General features: G+C 42.2%; 17 protein-coding genes. 10 read left to right on the top strand and 7 right to left on the bottom strand.

Annotated features, from left to right (window positions below):
• Positions 1 to 122 precede the first annotated feature (122 nt).
• Both C727_RS0113060 and C727_RS0113055 read right to left on the bottom strand, forming a co-directional pair.
• Complete coding sequence (locus C727_RS0113060; RefSeq protein ID WP_017446096.1) at positions 123 to 1220, bottom strand: anhydro-N-acetylmuramic acid kinase; 1098 nt, start codon at positions 1218 to 1220, stop codon at positions 123 to 125.
• Positions 1220 to 2647, bottom strand: coding sequence for a peptidoglycan DD-metalloendopeptidase family protein (locus C727_RS0113055; protein WP_017446095.1), 1428 nt, complete (start codon positions 2645 to 2647; stop codon positions 1220 to 1222). The genes C727_RS0113060 and C727_RS0113055 overlap by 1 nt, the downstream gene beginning before the upstream one ends.
• Before the next feature lie 207 nt (positions 2648 to 2854).
• Here C727_RS0113055 and tyrS point away from each other — a divergent pair, with 207 nt between their 5' ends.
• A complete protein-coding gene (gene tyrS, locus C727_RS0113050) occupies positions 2855 to 4051 on the top strand; it encodes a tyrosine--tRNA ligase (protein ID WP_017446094.1) in 1197 nt (398 codons plus the stop codon).
• A gap of 141 nt (positions 4052 to 4192) precedes the next feature.
• Here tyrS and C727_RS0113045 read toward each other — a convergent pair whose 3' ends face one another.
• The 4 genes from C727_RS0113045 to C727_RS0113030 are packed head-to-tail and all read right to left on the bottom strand — an operon-like array spanning position 4193 to position 7068.
• Entirely contained in the window at positions 4193 to 4657 is a 465-nt protein-coding gene (locus C727_RS0113045; protein ID WP_017446093.1) for a CreA family protein, read from the bottom strand.
• 17 nt (positions 4658 to 4674) lie between these two features.
• On the bottom strand, positions 4675 to 5640 hold the full coding sequence (locus C727_RS0113040) for an SEL1-like repeat protein (protein WP_017446092.1): 966 nt from the start codon (positions 5638 to 5640) through the stop codon (positions 4675 to 4677).
• A 1-nt stretch (position 5641) separates the two neighbouring features.
• Positions 5642 to 6343 (bottom strand): DUF445 family protein, encoded by a 702-nt coding sequence (locus tag C727_RS0113035; protein ID WP_017446091.1) that lies wholly within the window; start codon positions 6341 to 6343, stop codon positions 5642 to 5644.
• Entirely contained in the window at positions 6340 to 7068 is a 729-nt protein-coding gene (locus C727_RS0113030) for a tRNA-uridine aminocarboxypropyltransferase (protein WP_017446090.1), read from the bottom strand. Before C727_RS0113030 ends, C727_RS0113035 begins: the two co-directional genes overlap by 4 nt.
• A 149-nt stretch (positions 7069 to 7217) precedes the next feature.
• Here C727_RS0113030 and C727_RS0113025 point away from each other — a divergent pair, with 149 nt between their 5' ends.
• From C727_RS0113025 to ahcY, 5 genes are all read left to right on the top strand, one after another.
• The gene (locus C727_RS0113025) at positions 7218 to 7811 is read left to right on the top strand and encodes a DUF2726 domain-containing protein (protein ID WP_017446089.1); all 594 of its coding nucleotides are present in this window, start codon (positions 7218 to 7220) and stop codon (positions 7809 to 7811) included.
• A gap of 91 nt (positions 7812 to 7902) precedes the next feature.
• Positions 7903 to 8595, top strand: a complete 693-nt coding sequence (mtnN, locus tag C727_RS0113020; protein ID WP_017446088.1) for a 5'-methylthioadenosine/S-adenosylhomocysteine nucleosidase — start codon at positions 7903 to 7905, stop codon at positions 8593 to 8595.
• A gap of 4 nt (positions 8596 to 8599) precedes the next feature.
• Entirely contained in the window at positions 8600 to 9544 is a 945-nt protein-coding gene (locus tag C727_RS0113015) for a cobalamin biosynthesis protein CobD/CbiB (protein ID WP_017446087.1), read from the top strand.
• A 15-nt stretch (positions 9545 to 9559) separates the two neighbouring features.
• The gene (locus C727_RS0113010; RefSeq protein WP_017446086.1) at positions 9560 to 10561 is read left to right on the top strand and encodes an adenosine kinase; all 1002 of its coding nucleotides are present in this window, start codon (positions 9560 to 9562) and stop codon (positions 10559 to 10561) included.
• Positions 10562 to 10578: 17 nt separating this feature from the next.
• Complete coding sequence (gene ahcY, locus C727_RS0113005) at positions 10579 to 11943, top strand: adenosylhomocysteinase (RefSeq protein WP_017446085.1); 1365 nt, start codon at positions 10579 to 10581, stop codon at positions 11941 to 11943.
• Positions 11944 to 11984: 41 nt separating this feature from the next.
• Here ahcY and trmB read toward each other — a convergent pair whose 3' ends face one another.
• A complete protein-coding gene (gene trmB / locus C727_RS0113000) occupies positions 11985 to 12710 on the bottom strand; it encodes a tRNA (guanosine(46)-N7)-methyltransferase TrmB (protein ID WP_026052713.1) in 726 nt (241 codons plus the stop codon).
• 159 nt (positions 12711 to 12869) lie between these two features.
• On the opposite strand from trmB, the gene C727_RS0112995 reads away from it, so the two are divergent.
• The 4 genes from C727_RS0112995 (at position 12870) to C727_RS0112980 (ending at position 17510) form a co-directional block, all read left to right on the top strand.
• Entirely contained in the window at positions 12870 to 14348 is a 1479-nt protein-coding gene (locus C727_RS0112995) for a glutamate-cysteine ligase family protein (protein WP_017446083.1), read from the top strand.
• A complete protein-coding gene (locus C727_RS0112990; RefSeq protein ID WP_017446082.1) occupies positions 14345 to 15379 on the top strand; it encodes a M14 family metallopeptidase in 1035 nt (344 codons plus the stop codon). The genes C727_RS0112995 and C727_RS0112990 overlap by 4 nt, the downstream gene beginning before the upstream one ends.
• Before the next feature lie 44 nt (positions 15380 to 15423).
• Positions 15424 to 16518, top strand: a complete 1095-nt coding sequence (alr, locus tag C727_RS0112985) for an alanine racemase (protein WP_017446081.1) — start codon at positions 15424 to 15426, stop codon at positions 16516 to 16518.
• A gap of 62 nt (positions 16519 to 16580) precedes the next feature.
• Positions 16581 to 17510 (top strand): KpsF/GutQ family sugar-phosphate isomerase, encoded by a 930-nt coding sequence (locus tag C727_RS0112980; protein ID WP_017446080.1) that lies wholly within the window; start codon positions 16581 to 16583, stop codon positions 17508 to 17510.
• The last annotated feature ends 44 nt before the right edge of the window (positions 17511 to 17554 follow it).

The raw sequence follows: 17554 nt of genomic DNA, 5'->3' as shown, positions 1-17554 counted from the left end.
CGTACCCTATCTTAAGATCATCTCTTTATGTGTAGATAATAAATCTTATTATTGCAAACAAAATTGTTAGGGGTAGTTAGGGGATATAACGAATTAAGTGAGGCATGATGAGACTGAATAAACTAAGCAGGGTATAAACAGCCAGCCACCCGATTGTCTTGTGCACCCGTGACCTGATTGAGTTTAAGTGGCCGCCTGTGCTCAAAGCAGTAGGCCAGCCAAGCAAAACATGTTGCCTCTAATCCATCAGCGGATAAGCCAATTTTACTGCTATTTTCAAGTTTATATTGGCTGCCTAGGTGGGCTGCTAAACGTTGATGTAAAAAAGCATTGTTGGCTCCGCCGCCGGCTAACCAGACTTCTGCGCTGGGGAGTGTTTGGGTAATGGATGTTGCACAACTGATAGCCGTTAGTTCAAGCAAACTGGCCTGTACATCTACAGGCGCATAGTCAGTGAGTGTTGCCGTGTTTAACAACCATTGCAAATTAAAATATTCGCGTCCAGTACTTTTGGGTGGTAGACGTTTAAAATAAGGGTCGTCTAACCAAATTTTTAATAGCTGCTGATTTGCTTGGCCTTGAGCCGCCCAGTCGCCATTTTTGTCGTAACTAATACCAAGTTGAAATTGACACCAATCGTCCATTAGCGCATTCGCCGGGCCTGTATCAAAACCACAGAGTAATTGGCCATCAGCGCTAAAACAGCTAATATTGGCAATACCACCTAAATTTAAAAATACTTGCGGTTGTTCACGCGCCGTTAAGATAGCTTGTTGAAATGCAGGGACTAGCGGGGCGCCCTGGCCACCTGCGGCCATATCGGCACTACGAAAATCACAGATAACATCTATTCCAGTTAAATAAGCTAAACGAGCACCATCCATTTGCTGAATGCTAAACCCATTTTCAGGTCGATGTCTTAACGTTTGTCCGTGACAACCAATAGCCGAAATCTGAGTGGCACTATGACCAGACAGCAATAGCAATTGTGCAACCGCCTCAGCATAATATTGACTCAAAGTAAGTGCAAGTTTGGCAGCGTTTTCTAAGTCATTTATGCTTGCCTGATATAGCGAAATTATATGGTTTTGTAGGCTGGTTGGGAAAGCCAAATAAGTTTGCGCCAACAGTTTGGGGTGCTCTGCTTGTTTAATTTCAACCAGACAAGCATCCACCCCGTCTGCACTAGTTCCCGACATCAGGCCAATATAGAGAGACATTAGTCTTGTGAAGTCTTTGCCAATAAGGTGTTTTTATTGCGTTCAAGCAAAGCCACCATAGAATTAGCCGTTTGTTTGAATGTTTTTAGCTCAGCTGCAGGCAGTGGCAAAGCTTTTGGTAATTTGACTGTTTTTGGGTTACGGTGAACACCATTAACTAAAAATTCATAGTGTAAATGGGGTCCAGTCACTCGTCCAGTTGCACCGACTGTGCCTATTTTTTGATTTTGTTTTACCCGCTGACCCGTTTTAACATAGCGTTTGTGTAAGTGTAGATACTTAGTGACATATTCCTTGCCATGCTGGATAAAGACATAGTTACCATTTAGACTGCTGTAACCCGATTTTATAACTTTACCATCACCAGCGGATACCACAGGGGTGCCGGTGCGAGCGGCATAATCAATGCCACGGTGCGGGGCAACTCGGCCTGTCACTGGATGTAACCGTCTTGGATTAAAGTTGGAGCTGATATATTTAAAATTAACGGGTGCACGTAAAAACGCTTTGCGCATACTATTACCTTGCGGCGTATAATATTCACCGTCCTGATGGCGGATTGCTCTAAATGTCTGATTTTGGCTGGTAAATTCAGCGGCCAATATGTTACCGAAACCGGCAGGTTCGCCATCCACTAATAGTTCTTCGTATACGACGCTAAATGAATCACCTTTACGTATATCAAGCGCAAAGTCGATGTCCCAGCCAAAAATGTTTGCTAGGTTCATAATTTGGTTGTCTGTTAAACCAGCTTGCAAACCTGCATTCCAAAAACTTGAATGAATTTCGGCACCTGCATATAACACTTCACTTTCTGTTTGCTTTTTGAGTTGTTGGGCCGAATAGCCAGTTTCAGTTTTGTGAATTTCAATAAACTCTAACTGAGACAACGGATAAACAATCTGATTGAGCTCGTCTTCAACAAAACCTAACTGAATCACCTGTCCAGGAATGAGTTTGCGCACCAGAGTATCAACCGCTTTACCACTGCGACTCACCTCTATGAGAGTTTTTGCCGGAATACTGTTGCGTTCAAAAATTTTTGCTAAGCTGTCATTGCGGCGAATTTTTTCATCGCGCCAATCAATTTTCGGCAAACTTGGTGCGCTTGCTTCTAATAAAGACTCACCAACTTTTTTTTCCGTTGAACTTAGCTCATCGTTCAGGGCTGACTCATTGGCCACTACTTCAGGCTGAGTGAATCTTTGCTCGCTCGTTTTTTTGTTTTCAATCGGCACTACGGGCTGAAGAGAGAGGTCGTAGCGCACCCCTGGCTGTAAACGTTCAGGTACAGTTTCGTTCTGACGTGACGCAGTGGCTTTTTCAGTCGGTACTAAAAGAATCAGCATTAAAAAGCTAATAATGGATGCAATATAAATTTTATGACGCGTTGGGAATTGAACCCACAAGTGCGTGATGGAACGCATTTTAATTGACCCCCAGGTTAAATAACGTGCACAGAATATAATGATTAGGGTTTATTTGCTAGTTTTGACGCTTTTAATTACGCCATTTGGCCTATAAAATAGTCCTTTTAGTCTCTATTTAAGCCAAAAAGTTAGATTTTTTTTGATCTTTTTTTAACCGACGGTTTGGCTAATGAGTTTAATGGTATTTATTTATAGGATTTGAGCATGACAGACGTCACCGCGGCACTGGCCGAAATTAAACGCGGCACCGAAGAAATTTTGGTCGAAGCAGAGCTGATAGAAAAATTAAAATCAGGTAAACAATTAAAGATTAAAGCAGGATTTGATCCAACTGCGCCTGACCTGCATTTAGGTCATACTGTCCTCATTAACAAATTACGGGTTTTTCAACAGCTAGGTCATGAGGTTATCTTTTTGATCGGTGACTTTACTGGCATGATAGGCGACCCTACCGGAAAAAACGTAACCCGCAAACCGTTAACACGCGAAGACGTTCTTAAAAATGCTGAAACCTATAAAGAGCAGGTTTTCAAAATTTTAGATAAAGAAAAAACCCGTGTTGTATTTAACTCTGAGTGGATGAGTCAAATGAACTCAGCCGACATGATTAAACTAGCCGCTCGTCAGACAGTCGCTCGTATGTTAGAAAGGGATGATTTTAAAAAGCGTTATGCTAACGGCCAATCGATTGCTATCCACGAATTTTTGTACCCTTTGGTGCAGGGCTGGGATTCAGTTGCACTAGAAGCCGATGTCGAATTGGGCGGTACTGACCAAAAATTTAACCTCTTGATGGGACGAGAGCTACAAAAAGAAGAAGGTCAAAAACCACAAACTGTTATCATGACCCCGCTATTAGAAGGTTTAGACGGTGTACAAAAAATGTCTAAGTCGTTGAATAACTATATTGGCATTACAGACTCGCCAAACGACATGTTTGGTAAAGTCATGTCTATTTCTGACGAATTAATGTGGCGTTATTTTGACCTGTTGAGCTTCAGACCGTTGGAAGAAATTAACGAGTTGAAAGAAAAAGTAGCAACCGGCGCTAATCCAAGAGATGTTAAAATTGAGTTGGCGAAAGAGTTAATTGCTCGTTTCCATGACGATGAGGCTGCTGAGCGCGCACATGCTGACTTTACCCAGCGCTTTTCTAAAAATGCCATTCCTGATGAAATGCCAGAATTAACTGTTAGCGCACCAGAAGGCATCGGCATTGCGGCGCTATTGAAAGAGGCTGGATTAACAGCCAGTACCAGTGATGCTATACGCATGATCAAACAAAATGCGGTTAAAATCGATGGCGAAAAAGTCACTGATAATAAATTGCAAATTGAAGCGGGCAGCCAAGCGGTTTATCAAGTTGGTAAACGGAAATTTGCTCGTATTTCAGTTCAATAATACAAAAATCGCATTTATAACTTATTCGTTGTTTAAATCGTTTAATTAAGCGCGTCAGTCTACTATGTGATTACAATACAAAGGTACACTGGCGTCGCTTATCAATGCTTGTTTGCGCAACTAAACTGATCACCGACTGATTTAATCTGCCGACACCACTTTATTGTATGCGGGTGTACCCCACAAAGGGACAGTTGACATACTGTGTTTAAAACTGCCTTGGGTTTCTTTGGTACTATAAGAGACGTATAGCAGGGTCTGGTTTTCGATATCAAAAATACGTCTGATTTTTAAATTTTTAAATAAAATGCTTTTTGATTTACGAAAGACAATTTCTCCACTTTTACCTTGTTCAATATTTTTAATCATTTGTTCTGTGATTGCCCCCGTCTGACGGCAACTAATACTAGAATCAGAAGGGTCCGAGAAATCTAAATCTGCTTCGATACTTGATATATGGCAAGTCACGCCAGGGATATCGGGATCTTTTAAGCTTTCAATTTTAATATCTTTAGTTGTAAACCAACCCAAAGATACATCACCTACTTCGTTGTCTGAACAGCCAAACAAAAACACTGAGGTCAAAAGAATAATCGCTTTAAACATGGGATCTCCTAAAATTTTTATTCATATAGCTCAGGAAGCGCAACTAATTGTTGCAGCAAAATCTGCTTTGAAGTGGCAACTTCACGAAATTGCCATGTTTTTAGATCTTGCTTAAGCGCATTAATTTTATCTGTTAGCTGGTATTCGGGTTGCAGTTGTTGCAAAATTTCAAAATATGCTAACGCATTGACTATATCTGGCTGATGGCTATTTTCATAGCGTACGGCTAAATTAAATACAGCCGTTAAGCTACCTCTTTGGGCAGCTTGTTCTAACCAATTGAGTTGGTTTTGTTGAAATTCTTGCAATCGTTTACGACTGACCTCAGGGTGTAAGCTGAGCTGTAAATCAGGCATATAAGACAACCATAACATGGCTTGCAGATTACCCTGCTCGGCGACCCATTTAACTTGTTGATTTAATTGCATTAAAGTAGTCAGTGGTACCCCTTGGCAATTATTGACCCTTTGTTTTAACTTGTTAAAGCGCTCTGCAGGGTAGTTTTTTTGTTGATAATTTTGTTCTGTTTGCGCCAATCGCTCAGCTGAAATATGAATATGACCATCACCACGCGCATAGCGATAAAATGGCCTGCACTGCTCAAGTGCTAACAAATACGACAGATAATCAGCTGGTGATAGCCGCTGTTTTAATTCGTCCCAATTTAAACCACCCAAAGAACCCTGATAAGCAGAGACCTTAGGTAAACTTTTTATTGGATGGTTGAAAGCCCCAATGTCTGGTTGCGTTATTCCAGGTGGATCTTGTTTTAACGGCGAAGATCCTTTTTGCTCCGTAGGGAGAAGATTGGATTGTATTAGCCCACTGTTTGTGCGCTGACCATCAGGCGGCATTGATGAAGGCTGAGAGGGGTTAAGCCTTGATGCTTTTGGCTGATGCTTGGGTGCTGGCCATAATAGTTTAAATATTAAGGCTGCAGCCAGCACTAACAGACAACAGCCGAAGATCAGGGCTTTTTGCATATTAGATTAAAGCTGCAACTAATCCGAATAAACCACCGACAACAGCCCCCCAGATAATTAGCCAAGCGAGATGCTCCTTTATCATGCGTTCTACAATGGTTTTGACCATGGCGGGTGTCATTTCGTTCAGTCTCTGGCGCACGATAACTGCAACTTTATTACGTAGTTCATCTACTACAGCGGGTTGTTCAAGGTTATCTTTGAGGAGCTGATTAAAACCGTCTGTTCGGCTAATATCTATAATGCTCTGTTTTAACTTATTGATATAAGGCTGTTTTAGCGGTTCCAAAACGGCTGTTCCACCCAGCATATCTAGCATTCCAGCAAAGCTGGATTCTTTTATGCTGTTTACAAGCGCATCGTAAGCCGGTTCAAAGTTTACTTTTTCTATGACAGGGGCTATTTCTAGATGCGCCGCATTGCCTTTTGCATCAGACAAAAATTTGTCGATATTTTTTTTGCTAAAAAACTCCGTCATTATTAATGATTCAATTGAGCTAATAAACTGATCAAATTTTGCTTCGATGACCCCCGAGCCATAAAATCCGGGGACTTTTTCAAATAACATATGAACCGCTAACCAGTTAGTTAATCCACCCGATAGCGCAAATAATCCAATCGACAAAATTACTGGACTGGCCGTAATATAACCAACCACAGCGATTGATGCAGATATTATGTTAGTAATTAAACTAATATTCATGAAACCTCTTTTGACTGTTGATTTATTTGGTGACTTAACAAAACATGATCTGGGCCAAGTGGCGCGACGACATTATATTTGCTGGCACTGTAGTTTTCATTAAAGACATTAAAATAACGAGCGAGCTGTTCACCCGTGGCTGCATCTCCTAATTGGGTCAGGGCAGCGGCACAGGCTTGCGCGGTAGATAATTGTGACGGATCCGCGGGGGTGCGTAATTTATACGCAGTATTTTGATCAATAGATAAATCTAAACAAGGTAAATGACTCAGCCATCGACTTTGTCTAAACATGCGCCTTGCTTGCCGCCAAGTACCGTCTAAAACTACGAGTGTTATTTTCTGATCTGATGCAACTTTTTCCACTGTCTGTAGGCAGGGACGACTGTCATCTGCTGGAAAGAGCAAAATACACATGCGACTGGGATCGTTTAATAAAGCCAAAAGTTCATTATCCGGCTCAGTTCTGGACCACTCAAATACTTGACTATGTTTGGGTAAAATATCATTAATCAAACGGCCACTATTGGTTGGTTTTAATATTTCGTCTCTGTGCATAATTAAAATTACATCTAGGTGACTGCTGGTGGTTAATCTGTATTTGCAAATACAGGCAAAGTCGGCCAACAGGCAGCGTTGGCATCGGCTCTGAGCAGTACCGCGGGCGTTAAAGGCCCGAGTGGCCATAGCTAACCTATGTTCGCGTAATTTTTGATACGATCTCATTTTACCTACCCATAATAAACAAGATGATTATTTTAACTGAATTTTACGCCACTTTATATTGCCTGGCATGTGATTTGCTTAATTAACCAAACAATCGTAAAAAGACGTTCAACGTCAATTTTTTGAACTTAATGTGTTAGGAGAATAAGATGGAATTGGCGATTATTGCTTTAATGATAATTTTATTAGTGGTCGCGGCAGTAGCGATTCGAATGACTCAGTCTGGCACACCTTTCCCGTATCAGAAAAAAAGCGCTTTATTTAGCGAACCTGAGCGTGCGTTCATGGTTAAACTAGAGCAAGCGATAGGGGAAGAGTTTAGAATTATTAACCGAGTAAAGTTATCGGATTTGGTTACAGTGAATGACAAAACGAATAATAAAAATGCTCAGGTTGCGCGCCGTAAAGCGGCGGCCAAAACACTAGATTTTGTATTATTAGATAGAAAAACACTTGCGCCTGTCGCAGCCATTGATTTAGCGAATACAGATCAGCCGAACGGCCATAAAGCCAAAGCAGACTGGTTTGTTCGTGGTGCTTTGGAAACCGTAGGTTTACCACATATCCGCATAAAAATTAAAGCCGGTTACCGCGCTGCTGAGATTCGAGAATGTTTAGCCGCTCGTATTGGCCGTCAAAAATTAGCGCCGCTTAAAGTCAAACCTGTTGTTGGGCAAGGGCCAACAAGACCGGTTAAGCCATTATCGTCTGGACTCATTAGCCGTCCACAAGCTGTTGCATAAAATTCAACATAAGCTTCTAAATTTTCTAATTTGTCAGGCACTTGGCTTATGCTAAGCTAAGTGCTTTAACCATTAGTATAAATACCTCCTTATGACCACAGGCATTATTGGCGCCTTGCCACAAGAAACCGAGATTTTATTATCGCAGATGCAGGCTTGTCAAAGCCACGTTATAGGTCCTTGCACTTTTTATCAAGGGCAGTTAAATGGTCAAGATGTTGTATTATTGCAAAGTGGGGTAGGGAAAACCGCTGCAGCGATGGCTGCCACTTTATTAATTGATCAGTATCGACCTGCCCGTATTTTAAATACAGGCTCAGCCGGTGGTTTTGCTCATTATTGCGAAGTGGGTGATATAGTGATTTCTACTCAAGTACGTCACCATGATGTTGATGTCACTGCATTTGGTTTAGAAATGGGGCAAGGATATGGTTTTCCTGCGGCTTTTGAAAGTGATCCTAAACTTGTAGAACTAGCGCTAGAAGCGGCCAAACAACAAAATTGCCAAGCTTTTACTGGACTAATTTGCACTGGTGATAGCTTTATGGACTGTCCTACACGTGTAGATAAAGCTCGGAACGACTTTCCTGAGATGCTTGCGGCTGAAATGGAGGCTGCGGCAATCGCTCAGGTTTGTGCTCAGTTTTCGGTTCCTTTTGTGGTTGTGCGGGCACTCTCTGATATTGCAGGTAAAGCCTCGCATCAAAGTTTTACAGCAAGTTTAGCAACCGCTGTAAAACACTCTTCTCAGCTTGTGATGGATACAATTAAACTATTGAATTAACACCATGCAAACGACGCCTGTTATCCTAGAGTTATTGATTGTATTACTGGCGGCTTGTGCTGCCTGGCATCTACCTTTGCCACTGCAATATCACCCTCTGGTCGTATTTCGGGCATTATGCCAAAGATTGGTAAAACGAGTAAACCCAGATCCAAACCGCAGCGAGATACAATTAAAAACCAGCGGTGTGCTGGCAGTGACGGTTTTTATTGGCCCTTGGTTATTAATTTTATTTATTTTTCGACAGTTGGTCGAATTCGTTTGGTTATTTGATTTTTTAATATTGTATTTCTGCCTTGAACCCAAGCCATTACATACTGGTCATCAACAAGTGACTAATGCTCTAACAAAACAACAAAAATTATTAGCTCGAGATTGGCTCAGTGAATGGGTTTTACGCGATGTTGATCGTTTATCAGAGGTAGGTATTGCCAAAGCCAGTATCGAAAGTTATTTACTCAACATACAACAGCGCTTTTTTGCAATTCTATTTTGGTATTTTGTTGGTGGTAGTTTAGCCGCATTGGCAGTCGCATTAATTTTTTGTTTTTATCAACAAAGTAACCCCAAAATAGACGCTTTTAGCACTTTTTCAAAACCTCTAGCTGGTATCGTGCAGTGTTTGTTATGGCCAGTTGCTGTTATTCTCAGCGTTTTATTACTTGCAGTAAGCAAGCCGACAAAGCTAGTTGATTTAAGTATTTGGCACTTTTGTCCAAAGCGTTTGTTATTGCACGCAGGGGCACTGTTATTAAATTGTCAGTTAAGCGGCCCAGCATTTTATTGCGGTGAAAAACGGCAGTCTGAGCGTTTTGGGGCCGCACGCTTGCCGCAAGTCGCAGATATTCAGCTTTTATTTAAAATAATGGTAAGAATTCAGCTTGTGCTGCTGTTAATCATTGTAATAATTCTCACAGGCATTATGATCTTTGCCCTCTATCCGGCGTAATCAACAAGGTTTAACATGGATAACTATTATGTATATGGGTTAGGCAATGCCCTAGTCGATAAAGAATTTGAAGTAACAGACAGTTTTTTGACAGAAAAACATATCGAAAAAGGGTTGATGAGCCTGATCGATGCCAAACAAAGTGAAATACTTTTACAGCAGTTAACCGCCGCTTATCCAATAAAAAAACAAGCCGGTGGAGGCTCATGTGCCAATTCTTTGTATGCTTTATGCCAGTTTGGTGGAACAGCGTTTTTAGCTTGCCGGGTTGGTGATGATGAAGGTGGTCGTTTTTATTGTAACGACCTAAAAAAAGCTGGGGTTGATAGCCGAGTTCAAGAACTTGAGTTATCTGGTGAAACAGGCAATTGTCTGGTCATGGTGACACCCGACGCCGAGCGCACTATGAACACTTATTTAGGGGTCACAGCGGATTTTTCTGAGCGTGAGTTGTTTTTAGACGAGCTTCTTAAAGCAGATTGGTTATATATTGAAGGCTATCTGGTCACAGGTGAGAATGCCCGTGCGGCGATTTTAAAAGCCAAATCCGCAGCAAAAAACGCGAATAAAAAAATAGCCATGACTTTTTCTGATCCAGCGATTGTAAAATATTTTCAAGCCGGTGTTGATGAAGTACTGGCTGGCGAGCCGATAGATCTATTATTTTGCAATCACGAAGAAGCTTGTTTATACACAGGTGAAACAGACTTAGACAAAGCCGCCACTAAGTTGTTGCAGGTGGCTAGCCAAGTCGCGGTGACCAGAGGTGCTGAAGGTGCCAGTGTGTATACCGGGGCTGAAAAAATTTCAGTGTTATCACCTGTGGTAGAGGCAGTTGATAGCAATGGTGCTGGTGATATGTTCGCTGGTGCTTATCTATATGCTTTAAGTGAAAACTGGCCGGTTGAAAAGGCGGCTAGATTTGCCTGTGCAGCCGCTGCTGAGGTTGTACAAAATTTTGGCCCAAGGATCTCACAGCAGAGTCAGCAAGACTTGCTGAATAAATTTAAATCGTAATTAATGCGGAGCACGCAATGACAGACTACAAAGTAGCAGACATCAGTCTAGCCGACTGGGGACGCAAAGAGTTAAAAATAGCCGAAAGTGAAATGCCAGCGTTAATGGCAATACGAGAAAAATATAAAGCAGAACAGCCATTAAAAGGGGCAAAAATCTTAGGCTGCATTCACATGACAATTCAAACTGGGGTATTGATTGAAACCTTAATTGAATTAGGGGCCGAAGTGCGCTGGTCATCCTGTAATATATTTTCTACTCAAGACCATGCAGCGGCTGCGATTGCTGATGCAGGGACACCTGTATTTGCTTGGAAAGGCGAAACAGAAGAAGAATACCTTTGGTGTATTGAGCAAACCATTCATAAAGACGGTGAGCTTTGGGATGCCAATATGGTGTTAGACGATGGCGGTGATTTAACCGAAATCTTACATCAAAAATATCCTCAAGTATTACAAAACGTGCATGGTATCACTGAAGAAACAACGACAGGGGTACATCGTTTATTAGATATGATGGCGAAAGGTGAATTGAAAGTACCGGCTATTAATGTAAACGATTCAGTGACTAAATCTAAAAATGACAACAAATATGGCTGCCGTCATAGTTTAAATGATGCCATTAAACGCGCAACTGACCACTTGTTATCTGGTAAAAAAGCGTTAGTGATTGGTTATGGTGATGTCGGTAAAGGGTCTGCTCAAAGTTTACGCCAAGAAGGTATGATAGTGTCGGTAACTGAAGCTGATCCCATCTGCGCCATGCAAGCTTGTATGGATGGTTTTGAGGTTGTTTCAACATATAACAATGGCATTAATACCGGTAAGTTCGAAGACATTAATAAAACTTTATTAGCAAAAACCGATCTTATCGTCACCACTACAGGTAATGTGAACGTTTGTGATGCAAACGTATTGCAGGCGCTTAAACCAACCGCTGTCGTATGTAATATAGGTCATTTTGATAATGAAATTGATACCGCTTACATGCGTGAAAACTGGCAGTGGGATGAGGTAAAACCTCAGGTCCACAAAATTCACCGTAGCGATGACGAGCAAGATTATTTGTTGTTATTATCAGAAGGTCGCTTAGTAAACTTAGGTAATGCGACAGGTCACCCTTCGCGCATTATGGATGGCTCATTTGCAAATCAGGTATTAGCCCAAATTCATTTGTTTAAAGCAGAGTTTGCTAATTTACCTGAACATGAAAAAGCAGCCCGCATTACCGTTGAAGTATTACCTAAAAAGCTGGATGAAGAAGTAGCGGCTTACATGGTGCAAGGTTTTGGTGGTGTTATCACCCAATTAACCGAACAGCAAGCCGATTATATTGGGGTAGCTGTTGACGGCCCCTTTAAGCCTGAAAGTTATCGTTATTAAGCTAGATTTTGATTAAAAAAAGGAGCTTAGGCTCCTTTTTTTTATGCTTTGACAAACATCAAATCCCAAACACCATGTCCAAGTTTATGGCCCCTTTGTTCAAACTTAGTGAGTGGACGGCTATCAGGTCTTGGCATATAACCGGATTCTTGGTTTGACACATTATTATAATTTGGCTGTGCAGACATGACTTCTAACATATGTTCGGCATAATTTTCCCAATCGGTTGCCATATGAAACAAGCCGCCAGTGTTTAGCTTTTGCGCTAATAATTGGACAAATTCGGGCTGGACTATACGTCTTTTGTGATGACGTTTTTTGTGCCAAGGATCGGGAAAAAATAGCTGAACTGTTGCCAAGCTAGCATCTGAAATATTGTTTTTTAGCACTTCAACCGCGTCGTGATTAATCACACGTAAGTTGGTAACACCTTGCTCAACGGCATCTTTTATACAGGCACCGACACCAGGTTCATGGACTTCAATACCGACAAAGTTTTTTTCTGGTTCTTGTTTGGCCATAGTGACTAATGATGCACCCATGCCAAATCCTATTTCTAAAACCACGGGATTTTGATTGGCAAAAATATCAAACCAGTCGAATACCTTATCACCTGCAACGAGCCCATAGTCTTTCCAGTAGTTATCGATTGCCGCTTGTTGTCCTTTAGTTAAACGTCCTTGTCTGGTAACAAAACTTTTAACCTCTCGGATCACGCGACCTTTTTCTTGGGCCATTTTGAGTCTGTCTTCTGGTGCATCAGTCATGATTATGCTTACCTGTATGTTTTGACTAAAAATTGAGCCAGCCATTATTGTGATTTAGCCGCCAGTTGCAAGCGATATTTAACAACTTGCGAAAATTGAGATTTTTGGCTAAACCCAAATAAACCACTGAATACGCATTAATCGCTTCGGGAGTCGCGTATGGGGCAAAATGTTCGCCAAATTGGCTTTTCAGAAGATGACTTTGCACAATTTAAACAGCGTCTTTGCGAACAAGTATGGCAATTAAAAAAACAAATGCGGCAACCTGAGTTTGCGCAAAGCGAACTTAAAGTTGGCGCTGAATTAGAACTCTATTTAACAGATCATGATGGGCATGTGCGTGCGGTCAATCAAAAACTCATCGAGGACTTGCAAGATACTGATTATCAACATGAAATTAATCAATACAATTTAGAGTTAAATTTTGTCCCTACCGCGTTAGCTGGTCAGCCATTTTCTAACTTACAACAGTATCTTGAAAAAAAAATGGCAGGCTTAATCGAGGTCGCAGAGCAATATCATAGTCATGTAGCAGCAATTGGAATATTACCAGGGCTAAGACGGCAAGATTTATTACGTGCCAACATGACCCCAATCAGCCGCTATGAGTATTTGGTTGAACAACTTAAAAAAGCTCGGGCTGGTTCTTTTGCGATTAAGGTTGATGGACAAGAAAGGATCGACATGCAAGTTGAAGATGTGACGGCGGAAGGTGCAAATACTTCGTTTCAGGTGCATATGATGATACCGCCTGGCCGTTTTGCCGATGTTTATAATGCGGCGGTATTTAGTCAGCCCCTCGTCACCGCATTAGCGGCTAATTCACCTTTGTTTTTAGGCCGTTTGTTATGGGAAGAAACCCGTATCCCGTTACTGCGACAAATGTTGGATTGCCGCGCTCGCAGTTTACATGGGCAGAGCATGCCGGCGCGAGTGACCCTAGGTGCCGGTTGGTTAAATGACAGTGCTTGGGATCTGTATGCGCAAGCTGTTGCATTGCACCCTGTGCTGTTACCTGAACTGTCTGATGAGCCAGAGGCTAAAAGCCCTGGGCAAGCGCTGGCGTTTAAAGAACTTAATTTGCATATGGGCACTGTGTGGAATTGGCACAGGCCTGTCTATTGTGCGGCTGATGGGGGGCATATTCGGCTTGAATTTAGAGCCTTGCCAGCGGGACCTTCGGTACCGGATATGATTGCAAACCTTGCGTTTAGCATTGGGCTGGCTTATGGCTTTGGCCAAAAAATTAGTGAAATTAGTGCGTTTTTCCCGTTTGAGTTAGCCGAAAAGAATTTTTTGCAAGCAGCACGCTACGGTTTAAATGCTCAAGTTTATTGGCCTGACTTAAACCAACTAAATATTCGCCGAATCCCCATATTAAACGCACTGGAATCGTCTATGACAGTTATGCGGCAAGGATTGACCTTGCTCCATATTGAGCAAGCTGAAATCACAAACTATTTAACGCTCATAGAACAAAGACTGCAACAACAGCGTACAGGGGCAAGCTGGCAAAGAGCGCTATTGTATCATTATGAGCAAAAGAATAACCGCCACCAAGCCTGTTTAAACATGTTTCAAAGATATTTGCAGATGAGCCATTCAGGTATGCCTGTTGGCCAATGGAGTATTCCGTGACTAAAGAGCCTAGATTAACCCTAGTTCCGATGACTGTTTGTTGTGCGCATGAGGATAAGTATCCTGAAGATGCTATTGACTGGTTATTATCGTTACCTGGCCCTATGGTGATTGATCAAGCGGGTCAAGATCCAAGTCGTTGGCGGGTGATATGTACCCTGATCCATGGCAATGAGCCATCTGGATTTTATGCAATTCATCGTTGGCTACTTAGTCAACAGGTGCCAGTTTGCAATGTTAGGTTTATTTTATGTGCCGTTGAAGCAGCACGCAAAGTTCCTTATTTTAATTGTCGATTTGTTGATAATGACGCTGACTTAAATCGTTGTTTTAACGCACCCGCTGAAAACCCGCAAGTAACACAACGTGCGAATGAGATAGCTGATGCAATACAGGAAGTCAGACCCGAGGCAGTGATCGATATGCATAATACGTCTGGCGCTAGCCCAGCATTCGCCGTTGCGACCCAAAAAGGGTTAAATCAACAAGCATTGGCGTCATTTTTTTGCGATAGTTTGTTTTTTACTCGTTTACAATTAGGATCTTTGATGGAGCAAGACTTTGCGTGCCCGATCGTGACGATAGAGTGTGGTGGCAGTCAGCAGCAAATATCACATCAACTGGCTTTTCAGGGGATTAGTGAGTATTTGCAAGCTGAAAGTTTATTTAGTGGTCGTCATTTTGAGCTGTCGCAAGTGTTAGAGCATCCATTAAGAGTTGAGATTGCAGAGAATATTGTGCTGAGTTATGGTGGCGAAGCCGACCCGAAAGCAAAATTAACTTTGGTGAGTGATATTGAACAACACAATACAGGTATCACCCGCGCACATAGTTTATTAGGCTGGAGTTTATTTGGCTGTAACGCTTTTAAAATTAAAAATGAAGCCGGGCAAGTGATAGATTCAGATATCTTATACGCTGAAGACGGGGCAATTTATACCCGTTATCCAATGCGCATTTTTATGGCAACCAGCAATCCAAGAATCGCTCTGCACGACTGTTTAATGTACGCGTTTATTCAGACCGTATGATTTTATGTTAATATGCGCCCCATCATCGTCATTGGGAGTGAGGCATGGCGCGATTTGCGCAGGCTGAGATAAATTTAGCGGCTATTCGTCACAATTATTTGCTGGCCAAACAATGGGCAAATGGTGCGCGTACATTGGCCACTGTTAAAGCAAACGCTTATGGTCATGGGGCAGTTGCAGTTGCGACGGCCCTAGCTGATATCGCAGACGCTTTTGCGGTCGCCTGTATCGAAGAAGCCATAGAGTTGAGACAAGCTGGTATTCAATCTCCAATTTTATTACTTGAAGGTTTTTTTGAGGCGAGTGAGTTGGCATTAATCGATCGGTATCGGTTATGGACTGTAGTACATGAGTATTGGCAGTTAAACCTGTTGGCGGACTCTAGGTTTAAGCAGCCGGTGAATGTGTGGCTTAAACTAGATACTGGAATGCATAGGTTAGGTTTTATGCCAAACGAGTATCACCATGTCTACAAGCAACTCAAATGTTTACCCCAAGTTGCAGAAATAGTGCATATGAGCCATTTTGCCGCAGCAGAAGACCAGTTAAATCCAGTCACAAGCCAGCAAAACGAGTGTTTTAACAACACAATTTTGGGGCTGAGCGGCGCTATAAGTCAAGCAAATTCGGCTGCAATCATGCGCGGTTTGGTTCGTTCGCAAGATTGGGCGCGGCCGGGCATCATGTTATACGGTGTCTCACCAAATGAAGCTTTTTCTGAATCTACCAGGTTACAGACGACCATGACACTGAGTGGCAAAATCATTGCTGAAAGGAAGCTCGGTGCCGGTGAGGGGGTAGGTTACAATCATATCTTTGTCGCCCCAAGTGAGATGCGCGTGGGCACAGTGAGCATGGGGTATGCTGACGGTTATCCACGAGCGGCAGGTAATCTTTGCCAAGCCTATACTGATAACCAGTATTGTAATATTTTGGGCCGAGTCTCTATGGATATGCTGGCGATAGATTTAACTGGCTGTCAGCAACCAAATATGTGCGGTGCAAAGGTTGAACTTTGGGGCCCAAATGTTCCGATTACCCAGGTTGCCGACGCAGCGGGAACAATTGCTTATGAATTATTCTGTGGCTTAAATCGACGAGTAAAACGAGTATACTCAGGGTATGATCGAAGTGATTAGCGCTATGACTGAACGATTAAGTCAAAATGTTCAGTAATCATAACCAAAAATGAGAAAAAACAATGAGTTCAATTGGAATTGCCAAGCGGGTAATTAATAATCAAATTGATGGTTTAAAAAGTATCTTAGGTTTGCTCGATGATGAATTTGATAAAGCTGTTGAGCTGATTTTAGCAACAGATGCTAGAGTAATTGTGTCTGGCATTGGCAAATCGGGTATGATAGGTAAAAAAATTGCGGCCTCGTTAGCTAGTACAGGTACGCCGAGCTTTTTTTTGCATCCATCAGAAGCTTTCCACGGTGATTTAGGCATGCTAAAACCAGGAGATATTCTGCTGGCGATATCTAAATCGGGTGAGTCAAACGAGTTGCTGAAACTTTTGCCCTTTTTGCGAGACAACCAAAATCCAATGATTGCGATGACGGCCGATCCAAACTCTACTATTGCTCGCCATGCGGTTGCACATTTAAATACTTATGTTGAAAGTGAAGCCTGTCCCCTTCAGTTGGCTCCAACCACCTCAAGCACAGCAGCCTTAGTGATGGGTGATGCCCTTACAGTCGCTCTGATGGAAAAAAGACAGTTTGCGGCTGAGCACTTTGCGCGTTTTCACCCTGGTGGCAGTTTGGGAAAACGTCTATTAAGTATTGTTGATGATGAAATGGTCACCGACGATCTACCTGTAATAAGCCCAGAAACTGAACTATTAGAAGTATTACACGCCATGAGCAAAGGCCGGTTAGGGATTGCAATCGTTGCAGTAGCTGATGGCGAGTATGGCATTATTACGGATGGTGATGTGCGCCGTGCTGTTGAGCAATATGGTCAGCAAAGTTTTGCTGTGCGCGCCGAACAAATGATGAGTTTAAATCCGCGCTCTGTCAGTATTGGCACTCGGGTAGAAGACGCCTTAAACCGGATGCAAGAAAAACAGATAACTACTTTATTGGTTTTTAATGGAAAAAAACTGGCTGGGGTGTTCAAAAAATAATCGCCTAACAAGCTTTTTAGTCAGGTGGTTACTGTTTAACTTTA

Origin of the sequence: Gayadomonas joobiniege G7 (assembly GCF_000300815.1) — a bacterium.
Classification (GTDB): Bacteria; Pseudomonadota; Gammaproteobacteria; order Enterobacterales; family Alteromonadaceae; genus Catenovulum; species Catenovulum joobiniege.
This window is presented reverse-complemented; position numbering and strand designations above follow the sequence as displayed.

Excerpts from the sequence above, each read along its gene's own strand:
- C727_RS0113025 (WP_017446089.1), top strand. The coding sequence starts at position 7,218 with ATGGAATTGGCGATTATTGCTTTAATGATAATTTTATTAGTGGTCGCG.
- ahcY (WP_017446085.1), top strand. The coding sequence starts at position 10,579 with ATGACAGACTACAAAGTAGCAGACATCAGTCTAGCCGACTGGGGACGC.
- trmB (WP_026052713.1), bottom strand. The coding sequence starts at position 12,710 with ATGACTGATGCACCAGAAGACAGACTCAAAATGGCCCAAGAAAAAGGT.
- C727_RS0112980 (WP_017446080.1), top strand. The coding sequence starts at position 16,581 with ATGAGTTCAATTGGAATTGCCAAGCGGGTAATTAATAATCAAATTGAT.
- alr (WP_017446081.1), top strand. The coding sequence starts at position 15,424 with ATGGCGCGATTTGCGCAGGCTGAGATAAATTTAGCGGCTATTCGTCAC.
- C727_RS0113045 (WP_017446093.1), bottom strand. The coding sequence starts at position 4,657 with ATGTTTAAAGCGATTATTCTTTTGACCTCAGTGTTTTTGTTTGGCTGT.
- C727_RS0113030 (WP_017446090.1), bottom strand. The coding sequence starts at position 7,068 with ATGAGATCGTATCAAAAATTACGCGAACATAGGTTAGCTATGGCCACT.
- mtnN (WP_017446088.1), top strand. The coding sequence starts at position 7,903 with ATGACCACAGGCATTATTGGCGCCTTGCCACAAGAAACCGAGATTTTA.
- C727_RS0113055 (WP_017446095.1), bottom strand. The coding sequence starts at position 2,647 with ATGCGTTCCATCACGCACTTGTGGGTTCAATTCCCAACGCGTCATAAA.
- C727_RS0113040 (WP_017446092.1), bottom strand. The coding sequence starts at position 5,640 with ATGCAAAAAGCCCTGATCTTCGGCTGTTGTCTGTTAGTGCTGGCTGCA.
- C727_RS0113010 (WP_017446086.1), top strand. The coding sequence starts at position 9,560 with ATGGATAACTATTATGTATATGGGTTAGGCAATGCCCTAGTCGATAAA.
- tyrS (WP_017446094.1), top strand. The coding sequence starts at position 2,855 with ATGACAGACGTCACCGCGGCACTGGCCGAAATTAAACGCGGCACCGAA.
- C727_RS0113060 (WP_017446096.1), bottom strand. The coding sequence starts at position 1,220 with ATGTCTCTCTATATTGGCCTGATGTCGGGAACTAGTGCAGACGGGGTG.
- C727_RS0112995 (WP_017446083.1), top strand. The coding sequence starts at position 12,870 with ATGGGGCAAAATGTTCGCCAAATTGGCTTTTCAGAAGATGACTTTGCA.
- C727_RS0113035 (WP_017446091.1), bottom strand. The coding sequence starts at position 6,343 with ATGAATATTAGTTTAATTACTAACATAATATCTGCATCAATCGCTGTG.
- C727_RS0113015 (WP_017446087.1), top strand. The coding sequence starts at position 8,600 with ATGCAAACGACGCCTGTTATCCTAGAGTTATTGATTGTATTACTGGCG.